Source organism: Streptomyces sp. NPDC005195, assembly GCF_040608315.1.
GTDB classification, from domain to species: domain Bacteria; phylum Actinomycetota; class Actinomycetes; order Streptomycetales; family Streptomycetaceae; genus Streptomyces; species Streptomyces kaempferi.
The window spans coordinates 114,950-126,824 of sequence record NZ_JBEXHZ010000012.1 but is presented as its reverse complement, the minus strand read 5'-3'; the positions used below and the strand labels follow the sequence as shown (position 1 = coordinate 126,824).

Here is an 11,875-nt window from a genome sequence, read left to right as displayed (position 1 = left end):
ACGCCGTGACGACACCACTGACGAGTCCCCGCCCTCGGGAGAGGGGGAGGGGGAGACCGACGGTGGGGTGAAGGGCGGACATGGGTGTGGTGGCCGGCCCGCCGGATCGGCGCCCTGGCAAGATGGCGGCATGGAACGTGTGCTGGGAATCGGTGGGTACTTCATGAGGGCCGCGGACCCGGCGGCCCTGAGCGCCTGGTATCGCGACTGTCTGGGCCTGGACGCCGACGAGCACGGCCTGTGGCGTCAGGGAGACGGGCCGACGGTGTTCGCGACGTTCGAGTCCGGGACGGACTACTTCGGGTCCCGCGCCCAGCAGGCCATGCTCAACTTCCGCGTCCGCGACCTGGACGCGATGCTCGCGCAGTTGCGGGCCGAGGGAGCGGACGTGGCCGACGAGACGCAGGACATGGAAGGTGTCGGCCGGTTCGGCTGGGTCACCGATCCCGAGGGCAATCGGGTCGAGCTGTGGCAGCCTGCCTGATCGCGTCCCGCCGCGGGCGGTGACGGGCTGGTTCACGCAGTTGGTGAGGTGCTGGTGGCCCACCGGCCTGTCACGGTGCGGGCCTCGGCCCGGCCCCCGTCACCGGTTACTGCTAATCTAGAAGTAACCGGCTCGGAGGCCGCGCACCGGCACGGTCCGCACCCCGCACCCCGCACCAGGAGCTCCTCCCGAAACGTCCCACCGAGTTCCGCGTGCGCGGAGACCAAGGAGCGTCACGTGCCGCTGGCCGAGGAACTGCTGGGAGCGGCGGCGGTGGCCGGTCTCGCCGACTGCCTCGACAGGGCCGGCCGGCCACACGACGGGCAGGCCGTACGCGAGTGCGGGGCGAGGCTCGACGGACTGGCCCTGCGTGAACGCAGCGATCTGCTGCGAGATGTCCTGACGGCGCACCTCCCCGAGGGTTACGCCGCGACACAGGCCGTCGTTCGCACCGCGCTCACCGATCCCGGGTTCACCGGGTGGATGATCTGGCCGGTGACGGAAGCCGTCGTCACGCGCGCCCTCGAGGACGACGATCCGGACGCCTTCGAGGCGGCGCTGCGCCTGCTGGCGGACCTGACCCCCCGGCTGACCGCGGAGTTCGCGATCCGGCGGATGCTCAGAGCCGATCTCGAGCGGAGTCTCCGTGTCGTCCGGCGGTGGACCGGCCATCCGGACGAGCACGTGCGGCGCCTGGCGAGCGAGGGAACGCGGCCCCGGCTGCCGTGGGCGGTCCGCGTACCCGCACTCCTGGACAGCCCCGAAGTCACCCGTCCCCTCCTCGACGCGCTCTACCGCGATCCGTCCGAGTACGTGCGGCGCTCCGTGGCCAACCACGTGAACGACATCAGCCACGCCGTACCCGACCTCGCCGTCGAGATCGCGGCCGGGTGGAGCGCGGCGCCGGACGAGCACACGCCCCGAGTCGTACGACACGCGCTGCGCACGGCAGTGAAGAAGGGGCATCCCGGGGCGCTGGCCCTGATGGGCTTCGAGCCCGCGACGGAGGTCGCCGTCTTCGGCCCGCAGCTGGGCGAGGACCGGGTGACCGTGGGCGACGAGATCACTTTCGCGTTCGACGTCGCCAACGAGGGGGCGGCGCCCGCCAAGCTGGTGATCGACTACGTGATCCACTACCAGAAGGCGAACGGCAGCACCGCGCCCAAGGTCTTCAAGCTCACCACCAGGACACTGGAGGCAGGCGAACGCGTCTCCCTCAGTCGTCGGCACTCGTTCCGGAGGATCACCACCCGGGTCTTCCATCCGGGTGCGCACGCCCTGGAACTCCAGGTCAACGGTGAAGTCCGCGGCCGCGCGGAGTTCACCCTGCTCACGCAGTCCTGACCAGGGCTTCACCGGAGAGGTGAAGGTGACCGACGGGGACGCTCAGGCGCCGTTCACCGGATCCGCGTAGCGGGTCCGCATGGCCTCGCTCGCGGCCGGGCCGGCCGTGAAGACGAACTCGTCCGTGTCGACACGCCGACCCGTCGTCCGGTCGACGACCACGGGATCCACCTCGGCGCCCGTCCGTGCGTCGACCAGGATCATGGCCCGCTCGTCCGCGTCGAGCCGGGAGTTGCCCCAGGCGGCGAGGGCGACGACGACCGAGCGCAGTGAGCGGCCGTACTCCGTGAGGACGTACTCGTAGCGGTCCGGGTGGGTCTGGTACAGGCGACGCTCGAAGAGTCCTTCGGCCACCAGGGATTTGAGCCTGCTCGTCAGCATGCTGGACGAGATACCGAGGTTCTCCTGGAACTGGTCGAACCTGGTGAAGCCGTCGAACGCGTCGTGCAGGATCAGCAGCGTCCACCACTCGCCCACGTGCTGGACGGTCCGGGACAGCGGGCACTCGCGGTCTTCCAGGCGAATTCGGGCCGGCACGCGCGCCCCCTTCCGTTCCGACGCCTACAGGGGCCTACCTTAGCAGTAGTAACTGCTACAGTCGAAGTCAGTCACTTCTGATTTAGCAGTGACTCGACGCGCGACGCGCCGTGTCCAACGGCAGCCACGCCCACCCGAACCCCGAGGAACCTCCCATGCGACCCGTCACACTCGACGCCCTCCCCCAGGCCGTCACCCGCTATCTGGCCGCCCATCGTCTGCACGACACCGCGGCGGAGCTCGCGAACTTCACCCCGGACGCGACGGTGACCGACGACGGGGCGACCCACAGCGGCATCGACGCCATCGAACGGTGGATGAACCGCACCGCCGGCGAGTACAGCTACACGATCGAACCCGTCGCGGTCCACGAGACCTCCGACCGGGAGTACACGGTCACCCAGCGACTGGAAGGCGACTTCCCCGGCGGGGTCGTCGACCTGCACTTCCGGTTCACCCTGCGCGACGGACTCGTCGAGCGGCTCGTCATCGAGGCCTGAGCCACCACGTCCGCCGCCGACCCGCGCGCGAATGCGTGCTCACCACGCCGAACGCGTGAGAACGAACGCGCCGGAACGAGCCGGAACCAAGCAGTACGACGAAGAACGCAGCAGAAGGAACGAGAAGGAAGCCGAGGGAAGCAGGCCATGAAGACGTGGTTCATCACCGGGGGTACCCCTGGCGGTTTCGGTTCGGCCTACGCGGACGCGGCCCTGGAACGCGGCGACAACGTCGTCCTCACAGCACGCAGGCCGGAACTGCTCAGGGAGTGGGCCGTACCCCACGGCGACAGGGTGCTGGTCCTGCCGCTGGACGTCACCGACGCCCAGCAGATCGAGGACGCCGTCACGGCGGCGGAGGCGCGCTTCGGCGGCATCGACGTCCTGGTCAACAACGCAGGACGGGGCTGGTACGGGTCCGTCGAGGGCATGACCGACGACGCCGTCCGGCGCACCTTCGAACTGAACTTCTTCGCCGTCGTGGCCGTCCTGCGCGCCGTTCTGCCCGGCATGCGTGCCCGGCGCAGCGGATGGATCGTCAACATGTCCTCCGTGGCGGGCCTGAGGGGAGTCACCGGCTTCGGCCACTACACCGCCACCAAGTTCGCGCTCGAAGGGCTCACCGAGGTGCTGCGCGAAGAGGTCGCGCCGCTGGGCATCCGGGTCCTCGCCGTGGAGCCGGGCGCCTTCCGCACCCGGGCCTACGCCGGTTTCGCGGACGAGCCGGTGGCCGAGACCGTGGACGCCTACCGGCCGATGGTGGAGTCCGTACGGGACTTCATGATCACCGAGAACGGGAACCAGCCGGGCGATCCCGTCCTCGGTGTCCGTGCCGTCGTCGAGGCCCTCGACGAGAAGGAGCCGCCGCACCACCTCGTCCTGGGCGGCGCCGGATACGACGCCGTGGTCGAGCGGCTCGACGCGACTCTCGCCGGCATCCGCGCACGCGAGGCCGTCTCCCGCGGCGTGGACTTCCCGGCCTCCGAATGAGCCGGGGAACGTCCCGGACGGACCGGCGCACCGCGAACGGGGGCCGCCGCCGCACCACGTCCGACGGCCGCCCCCGAGCGGGCCGGCGGGTGGCTACTGCTCGCGCTGCTCGGTGCGATTGAGGCCCCGGGCGATCTCCTGGAGGATCTCCAGTTCCTGCTTGCCCGTCATCTCGGCGAGTTGACGCAGAAGCAGAGCGCACAGTCCCGTCACACCGTCGGCGACCTGGTCGAGGTTCCCGTCCGACTCGGCGCGCTCCATCATGTACTTCGTCATGAGGTTGTCGCCGGAGACATAGGCGGTCATGGCCTCGATACCGAGGCGTACGCGGTCGTAGTCGTTCGTCGTCATCGCGCCACCGTCGCATGCCGCGCGCGATCATGCCACTGTCCGCCGGAGATCAGCGCCCCCTGCCGCCCCGTTCCCCCTGCCGCCCCGTTCCGGCGTTCCGCGCCCGGCTCGCGCCCTCGGGGGAACGGGGCGGGGACGCGGGTCCGGTACGCCGACGGCGCCACCCGCGTACAGCGTTCCGAGGCCCTCGGCGACCGGAACGAACTCGTTCCGGTCGCCGCGCCGTTGAGGCTCGGGTGGCGCGTACGGCGACGCGGCGTGAGAATCCTGCGAGGCACGGTTTCGGGCGAAACGTGGACGATAGGGTTTCCACCATGAACGCACGGCTGGCTCTGCTGCGTACAGTGGCCCCCGGAGTCACGGAGAGTGACATCTTCCGGTTGGCGCTCCAGCACGCGCTGGGAGAGCTGGGCGCCCTGGGCGGAACGATCCATCTGCGTGGCCCCATGTCGATGCTGCGCATGGTGTCGTCAGCCGGTCTCCCGCCCGCCCTCATCCAGGCCTGGGAGATCGTCGACCAGGAGGGTCCGCTCGCCCCGGCCCGCGCCCTGCAGCGGGGCAGTGGCGTGTGGGTGCCCCTGCCCACCGCCGTGCCGCCCGCCGGTCCCGCCGGGCCCGGCAGCCCCCCGACGGAGCCCGCCGAGGCCGTCTGGCCCGGCACCGGCCTGGCCGCCGTGCCGCTGTTCGGCACGGACCGCGGCATCGGCGCGCTGACCGTGCTGATGGGCGACGCCGGGGAGCCCACCGCCGAGCAGTGGGAGTTCCTCAGGGCCGTCGTCAGCTGGGCCGAGGAGCGCATGGTACAGGCACCGCCGCCGTCCGGACCCTCGCACCCGGAGCTGAACAGGGAGCGTCTGCGGGAGGCGCTGAAGGAGGTCAGCGTCGGAGCGTGGGACTGGGACATCCGGACCGGCGATCTGATCTGGGACGAGGAGGCCCTGGAGCTCTACGGCACCCTGCCGGCGGACTTCACCGGCAGGATCGAGAACTGGATGCGGATCGTCCACCCCGACGATCTGGCACCGACCCTCGCGGCGGCGGAGCGGGCGATCCGGGACCACGGCGTGTTCGAGGCCGAGTACCGGGTGCGCAAACGGGACGGCACCTGGGGCTGGACCCAGACCCGCGCCGGCGCCACGTACGACGAGAACGGCGAACCGCTCCGGATGGGCGGCCTGGGATGGACCAGCGACGAGTCCCGCTCCGCCCGTGACGCGCTCAGCCGGGCCCTGCGCCACATGAGCGACGGCTTCCTGGCGGTGGACGACGAGTGGCGGATCACCTTCGCCAACCTGGAGGCCGAACGCACGCTGGGCTTCTCCGAGGAGGAGCTGTTCGGACGCGTCCTGTGGGACCTGCCCGCCGCAGAACAGGTCCCCGGACTGGAGCGCCAGTGCCGCGAGGCCGCCGCCGAGGAGAAACCCGCCAGCTTCGACCTGCGCATGGTGGACAACGGGCGCCGCTACCAGGTGCGCCTCGTCCCGGGGCCCGACGGCCGCACCCTCTACTTCACCGATGTCACCGAGAGACGGCGCATGGAGGAGGAACGCCTGGCCGCCGAGCTCGCCGCGTCCGCCCGGTCGGCCCGGATTGGCGAGCTGACCGCCGCACTCGCCAAGGCGACGACCTCACGCGATGTGGTGGACGCCGTCGCCCGGCGGGTCCTGCCCCCCTTCGCGGCCGCCGGCCTGCTCGTCCAGGCCGTCGAGAACGGCCTGCTCCGCAACGTCGGAGCGGTCGGGTACACGGCCGACTTCCTCGACCTCCTCGACAACCGCCCGCGGACGCCCGGCGACCCGTCCTGGGACGCGATCGCGTCCGGCCGGCCCCTGTTCCTGGCCTCGGTGCAGGAGCTGACCGCGCACGCGCCCTCGCTGGCCCACCGGGCCGACCGCACCGACAAGGAGGCGTGGGCGTTCCTGCCGCTGACGGCTTCCGGTCACACCTTCGGCGTGTGTGTCCTGTCCTTCGACCGTCCGCGGCTCCTCACCGACGAGGAACGCACCCTGCTGGCGACCATCAGCGCGCTTGTCGCCCAGGCCCTGGAGCGGGCCCGCCTCTACGACGCCGAGCACACCCGCTCCCGCGAACTCCAGCGCAGCCTCCTCCCCCAGGACCTCCCCAGCCTGCCCGCGTGCACGGCCGCCGCCCGCTACCTCCCCGCCGGACAGGGCATGGACGTGGGCGGCGACTGGTACGACGTCATCCCGCTCTCCGGCGGCCAGGTCGCCCTCGTCGTCGGCGACGTCATGGGCCACGGCCTTCCCGAGGCGGCCACCATGGGACGGCTGCGCACCGCCGTGCACACCCTGGCCGACCTCGAACTGCCCCCCGACGAGATCATGAGCCGCCTCAACGACATCGTCGGCGGCATGGGCGAGGGCTCGTACGTCACCTGCCTGTACGCGCTCTACGACTCCACCACCCAGATCTGCTCCATCGCCCGCGCCGGGCACCCGCCGCCCGCGCTGGTCCACCCCGACGGCACCGTGCACTTCCCGGAGCTCGCCACGGACCCGCCACTGGGCGCGGCGGAGCCGCCCTTCGAGACGGTCGAGCTGCCCGTGCCCGAGGGGAGCCTGCTCGTGCTCTACACCGACGGTCTCGTCGAGTCGGCGAAGCGGGACATCGACGAGGGCATGGCGGAGCTCGCCGAACTGCTCCGCACGGTCCGCAAGAACGGCACCGACACGGACCTCGACCGTCTCTGCGACATCCTGACGACCGGCCTGCTGCCCGCCGAGCACCAGGCGGCCGACGACGCGGCGGTGCTCGTGGCCCGCCTGCACGCCCTGACCGGCGACCGCATGGCCTCCTGGCCCCTCCCCGAGGACCCGCGGGCGGCCGGTCAGGCCCGCCGTCACGTCCGGGAGCAGCTCACCCGCTGGGGGCTGGACAGCCTGACACCCACCACGGAGCTCCTCGCCAGCGAGCTGGTGGGCAACGTCGTACGCCATGCCAAGGGCCCGCTGCGTCTGCGTCTGCTCCGCAGCGCCGGGCTGATCTGCGAGGTCTTCGACGGCAGTCTGACGATGCCCCGGATCCGCCGCGCGACCGACACCGACGAAGGCGGGCGCGGCCTGCAACTGATCACCGCGCTCTCCCAGCGCTGGGGCACGCGGTACACGCCGACGGGTAAGTGCATCTGGACCGAACAGCCGCTGCTCGGCACCGACGGCCACAAGGACGTGCCGCCCGAGGCCCTGGACCGGATGTTCCCGAGCACCGAGGGATTCGACGCGGACCTGGACGCACTCCTGCGGGAGGAGCCCGACGAGTAGCGGCACCTGGGCCGGGTCATGTGCGCTGCGTCGTGCCCGTCGTGCCGTGGACCGGCGTCCCGCCGCGCCTTGGTCCCGTCTGATCCCGTCGGTCGCTGTGCGCGTCGGTCACCGGTTCGCCGGCGGCGTGGCGGGCCCGGCGGATCCGTTCGCCGCGGCGGCGGCACAGCGGCGGGCCAGGAGCGCGAAGGCGTCCCGGAGCCCGGCCGGCCCGACGACCTCGATGCCGGTGTCGAACCCGCAGAGGGCGGCGGCCAGTCCGGGCCACGACCACGCGCCCAGGACGAGTCGGCAGCGGTCCGGGCCGAGTTCCTCGACGACTCCGTCGCGGGTGTACGTGGACACGACGGACGCGGGCAGGTCGAGGATCACCTCGCCGGTGCAGGGCGGGCCGGCGGAACCGTCCGAGCCCTGGAACCTGCCCGCGACGAAGGCCGCCACCTCCCCTCCGGGCAGCTCACGCGGGGTGAACCGGGGCCCGGTGGGGGTGCGCGGGGTGATCCGGTCGACGCGGAAGGTACGCCAGTCGTTCCGGTCGAGGTCCCACGCGACGAGGTACCAGCGTCCGCCCCGGGTGACCAGGTGGTGGGGCTCCGCCCGGCGGGGGCGGGCCGCGCCGGGGTCGGCCCCGGCCGTTCCCGGTGCGGCGGCGACGGTGTAGTCGAAGCGCAGCACCTCGCGGCTCTGGACGGCCGCGCCGAGCGTCGCGAGCACCCGGGCGTCGGCCGACGTGTCCGGACCGGTTCCCCTGCCCTCGACGGCGGTGACCCGGAGGGCGTCGACGCGCCGGCGCAGCCGGGCGGGCATGACCTGCCGGACGGTGTTCAGCGCGCGCACCGCGGCCTCCTCGACGCCGGCACCGGTCGTGCCGACGGTCTGGAGCGCGACGGCGAGGGCGACGGCCTGGTCGTCGTCGAACAGCAGCGGCGGCAGTTCCGTACCGGCGTCGAGGCGGTAGCCCCCCTCAGGACCCTTCGTGGCCGCCACGGGGTAGCCGAGGCCGCGCAGGCGGTCGATGTCGCGGCGCACGGTGCGCGGGCTGACCTCCAGCCGTTCGGCCAGCGTCTGCCCCGGCCAGTCGCGGCGTGCCTGAAGCAGGGACAGCAGGGTCAGCAGTCGCGCTGAGGTCTTCGGCATGCCGCCCATGTTGCCCCGAGTAGAGGACACGACCTGACCGCTTCCCCTGGGACTGTGGTCCTGTGCCGGACAACGAGAACGACCGGAAGGACCCGATCACTGTGAACGTCACGACCACCTCCTCCGCGCCCCTCGACGGCGAGCGGACCGACCTGCTCGCCGAACTCGCGAGCGTGCGCTCCGCCTTGACGAACACGACACGCGGTCTCGACGACGGGCAGGCCGGTGAACGGCCGACGGTCAGCACGCTGTGCCTGGGCGGCCTGATCAAGCACGTCGCGTCCATCGAGGACGCGTGGATGCGGTTCGCGGTCGAGGGCCCCTCGGCGATGTGTTTCGACCTGCCCGAGGGGGTCACCTGGGCCGACTTCGCGGCCGGAACCGCCCGTGAGTTCCCGCGGTGGGCGATCGACCACCAGAACAACTTCCTGATGCTGCCCGGCGAGACGCTGGCCGGGATCGTCCAGAACTACGAGGAGGTCGCCGCCCGGACCGAGAAGACCGTCGCCTCCGTACCCGACCTGTCGGTGACGCATCCGCTGCCGGAGGCGCCCTGGAACGAGCCGGGAGCGGTGTGGAGTGTGCGCCGGGTGCTGACGCACGTCATCGCCGAGACCGCCCAGCACGCCGGGCACGCGGACATCCTGCGCGAGACGCTCGACGGACAGAAGTCGACCTGACCGGCGCCGGATCCCTGGCGGACCGGGCCATCGGCTTCGCCGGGCGCCGCGGGTCGGACGACCCTGACGAAGGGGCACATCCGCGCCGGTGGCAGCCGTCACCGGCGCGGTCGGGGGGCGTCCGGACCGACGGGCAACGCCTGGACCAACGGGCATCTCCTGCGCCCTCCAGCAGTACTCGCACGGAGCGGCGGTGTCCGGCGGTCCGGCCGGCGCACGGAACACACAGAACCGAAAGGAGTGGCGATGACCGTGCTCGACAGCCGGGCTCTCAACCGGGCCACGCTCGCCCGGCAGTTGCTGCTCGATCGCGCCGGCATGCCGGTTCTCGACGCCGTAGCGCATCTCTGCGGCCTCCAGGCCCAGGAACCGCAGGAACCCTTCGTCGGGCTCTGGTCGCGGCTGCGGGCGTTCGACCCGGTGGTGCTCTCGGACCTGCTGGTCCGGCGGAGCGTGGTGCGGACCCACCTCATGCGCCGCACCGTTCACCTCGTCACCGCCGAAGACGCCCTCGCATGGCGGGGGCGCCACGACACCATGCTGCGGCAGCGGGTGCTCGGGACCTACCGTCGCGAGCTCGGCGGTACGGACCTCGACGAACTCGCCGCGGCGGGGCGGGCGGTGATGGCCGACGGCGAACCCCGGTCGATGGCCGAGCTCGCGCGGACGCTCGCCGGACGCTGGCCGGAACCGGGGCAGCGGGCGCTGGGCGAGATGCTGGTCGCCGCGCTCGTCCCGATGGCGCAGTTGCCGCCCCGGGGGCTGTGGCGGACCAAGGCGGGGGTGCGCAACCTCCCGCTCTCCTCCTGGCTGGGCCGGGAGATCGACCCGCCCGCCGGTGACGGCGCCGATCCGGTCGGCCAGGCACTGGTACGCCGCTACCTGGCCGCCTTCGGTCCCGCGGCCTCGGCCGATCTGCGCGCCTGGTGCGGTCTGGCCGGGCTGCCGGCCGCGGTGGCCGCGGTCCGCGGGGAACTGGTCGCCTTCCGCGACGAGCGCGGCCGGGAGCTGCTGGACCTCCCCGGTGCGCCCCGCCCCGACCCCGACACACCCGCCCCGGTACGGTTCCTGCCGGCGTTCGACAACGCGATCCTCGGCTACCACGACCGCGGCCGGATCATCGACGACGCCCACCGCGGTCTTTCGGTCGCCGGTGAACGTGTCGTACTGGTCGACGGGCGGGTCGCCGCGACCTGGAAGGCCGGCGCCGACATCCGCGCCGTGGTCGTCACCCCGCTGCGCCGTCTCTCCCGCGCCGAGCTCGCCGGCGTCGTCGAGGAGGGAAGGGAACTGGCCCTGTTCCTCTCCGAGAAGGACAGCGATCGCGTACGGGTCGCCGCGTCGCCGGACTGAGCGGTCGAGCGGCGGTTCGGGAAAGAGCGAAAAAGACTCCCGCCTTCGACATTCACCATAGACACTTTGCAGCTCGGACATTCACTTCGCCATTCACCTACGGCATCCACCTCGGGCATTCACCTCCGGCATTCACCTCCGGCATTCACTTCGGGCATTCACCTCGGGCTTCGGCCACAACCTGCCGGGACGTGCCGGTCGCAGTAGCATGGGGTGACTCAACTCGACGTCGCAGTCACGCCATTTTCTCCGGTCGCGCACCCCCTTCGTGGTCACCGACGAGCCGGGCTGAAAAGAAGGTGTTCGCATGTCTCACGCCGTAGGAGATCTGAGCAGGGACCCCACGCCGGATCCGGCGGAGGAGAACGCGTTCTTCCCTTCACCTTATTCACTGAGCAAGTACACGTCGCCGAAGACCGATTTCGACGGAGTGCGACACAAGGGCGCCTACACGGAGGGAAAGTGGAAGGTGCTCATGATCGCGGCCGGGGAACGCTACGTACTGGTGGAGAACGGGAAGATGTTCTCCACCGGAAACCATCCGGTCGAGATGCTTCTCCCGCTTCACCATATGATGGAAGCGGGCTTCGACGTCGATGTCGCCACCGTGGCGGGCTACCCCGCGAAGCTCGAACTGTGGGCCATGCCGCGCGAGGACGAAGCGGTGATGGCCACGTACGCGGCCCTGAAACCGCGGCTCAAGCAGCCCAGGAGGCTCTCCGAGGTCGTCGCCCACGGTCTCGGGGACGACTCGGACTATCTCGCGGTGTTCATCCCGGGCGGTCACGGAGCGGTGGTCGGCCTGCCGACGAGCGAGACGGTGGGGCGAACGCTCGACTGGGCCCTGGCGAACGACAGGTTCGTCATCACCTTGTGCCACGGTCCGGCCGCTCTTCTCGCCGCCACACTGGGCAAGGACCAGTCGCCGTTCAAGGGGTACTCGGCCTGCGTCTTCCCCGACGCACTCGACGAGGGGCCGAACCTTGAGATCGGCTATCTCCCCGGCCGCCTGCCCTGGCTCGTCGCCGACCTCCTGAGCGAGCAGGGCCTGAAGATCGTCAACGACGACATGACCGGCCGAACCCACCGGGACCGGAAGCTCCTCACGGGTGACAGTCCGCTCGCCTCCCACGGCCTCGGCCTTCTCGCGGCGGACGCTCTCGTCGAAGCGGCCCGGTCCGCCGGCTGAGCTCTGGGTTCGCGGATCGTCGGGCGCGG

The 11,875-nt window shown here is 71.5% G+C and carries 11 protein-coding genes; 8 read left to right on the top strand and 3 right to left on the bottom strand.

Features of this window, described 5'->3' with window-relative positions:
• The first annotated feature begins 130 nt into the window (after positions 1 to 130).
• Together ABZV34_RS16145 and ABZV34_RS16140 are read left to right on the top strand one after the other, a co-directional pair.
• On the top strand, positions 131 to 484 hold the full coding sequence (locus ABZV34_RS16145; RefSeq protein ID WP_356275967.1) for a VOC family protein: 354 nt from the start codon (positions 131 to 133) through the stop codon (positions 482 to 484).
• Between the two features lie 237 nt (positions 485 to 721).
• Positions 722 to 1,828, top strand: a complete 1,107-nt coding sequence (locus ABZV34_RS16140) for a DNA alkylation repair protein (protein ID WP_356275964.1) — start codon at positions 722 to 724, stop codon at positions 1,826 to 1,828.
• A gap of 42 nt (positions 1,829 to 1,870) precedes the next feature.
• Here ABZV34_RS16140 and ABZV34_RS16135 read toward each other — a convergent pair whose 3' ends face one another.
• Complete coding sequence (locus ABZV34_RS16135; RefSeq protein ID WP_356275961.1) at positions 1,871 to 2,365, bottom strand: helix-turn-helix domain-containing protein; 495 nt, start codon at positions 2,363 to 2,365, stop codon at positions 1,871 to 1,873.
• A gap of 155 nt (positions 2,366 to 2,520) precedes the next feature.
• Between ABZV34_RS16135 and ABZV34_RS16130 the strand changes: the two genes are divergently transcribed.
• Positions 2,521 to 2,865: a nuclear transport factor 2 family protein gene (locus ABZV34_RS16130; RefSeq protein ID WP_356275958.1), complete on the top strand. Its 345-nt coding sequence runs from the start codon at positions 2,521 to 2,523 to the stop codon at positions 2,863 to 2,865.
• A 147-nt stretch (positions 2,866 to 3,012) separates the two neighbouring features.
• The gene (locus ABZV34_RS16125) at positions 3,013 to 3,855 is read left to right on the top strand and encodes an SDR family NAD(P)-dependent oxidoreductase (protein WP_356275955.1); all 843 of its coding nucleotides are present in this window, start codon (positions 3,013 to 3,015) and stop codon (positions 3,853 to 3,855) included.
• A 93-nt stretch (positions 3,856 to 3,948) separates the two neighbouring features.
• Here ABZV34_RS16125 and ABZV34_RS16120 read toward each other — a convergent pair whose 3' ends face one another.
• Positions 3,949 to 4,206, bottom strand: coding sequence for a hypothetical protein (locus ABZV34_RS16120; RefSeq protein WP_168526471.1), 258 nt, complete (start codon positions 4,204 to 4,206; stop codon positions 3,949 to 3,951).
• 314 nt (positions 4,207 to 4,520) lie between these two features.
• On the opposite strand from ABZV34_RS16120, the gene ABZV34_RS16115 reads away from it, so the two are divergent.
• Complete coding sequence (locus tag ABZV34_RS16115) at positions 4,521 to 7,487, top strand: SpoIIE family protein phosphatase (RefSeq protein WP_356275952.1); 2,967 nt, start codon at positions 4,521 to 4,523, stop codon at positions 7,485 to 7,487.
• 108 nt (positions 7,488 to 7,595) lie between these two features.
• Here ABZV34_RS16115 and ABZV34_RS16110 read toward each other — a convergent pair whose 3' ends face one another.
• On the bottom strand, positions 7,596 to 8,624 hold the full coding sequence (locus tag ABZV34_RS16110) for a YafY family protein (protein ID WP_356275949.1): 1,029 nt from the start codon (positions 8,622 to 8,624) through the stop codon (positions 7,596 to 7,598).
• Between the two features lie 101 nt (positions 8,625 to 8,725).
• On the opposite strand from ABZV34_RS16110, the gene ABZV34_RS16105 reads away from it, so the two are divergent.
• The 3 genes from ABZV34_RS16105 to hchA all read left to right on the top strand — a co-directional run bounded on the left by ABZV34_RS16105 (position 8,726) and on the right by hchA (position 11,846).
• Entirely contained in the window at positions 8,726 to 9,304 is a 579-nt protein-coding gene (locus ABZV34_RS16105) for a DinB family protein (protein WP_356276145.1), read from the top strand.
• Positions 9,305 to 9,550: 246 nt separating this feature from the next.
• A complete protein-coding gene (locus tag ABZV34_RS16100; protein ID WP_356275946.1) occupies positions 9,551 to 10,657 on the top strand; it encodes a winged helix DNA-binding domain-containing protein in 1,107 nt (368 codons plus the stop codon).
• Between the two features lie 307 nt (positions 10,658 to 10,964).
• Positions 10,965 to 11,846: a glyoxalase III HchA gene (hchA, locus tag ABZV34_RS16095; protein WP_356275943.1), complete on the top strand. Its 882-nt coding sequence runs from the start codon at positions 10,965 to 10,967 to the stop codon at positions 11,844 to 11,846.
• The last annotated feature ends 29 nt before the right edge of the window (positions 11,847 to 11,875 follow it).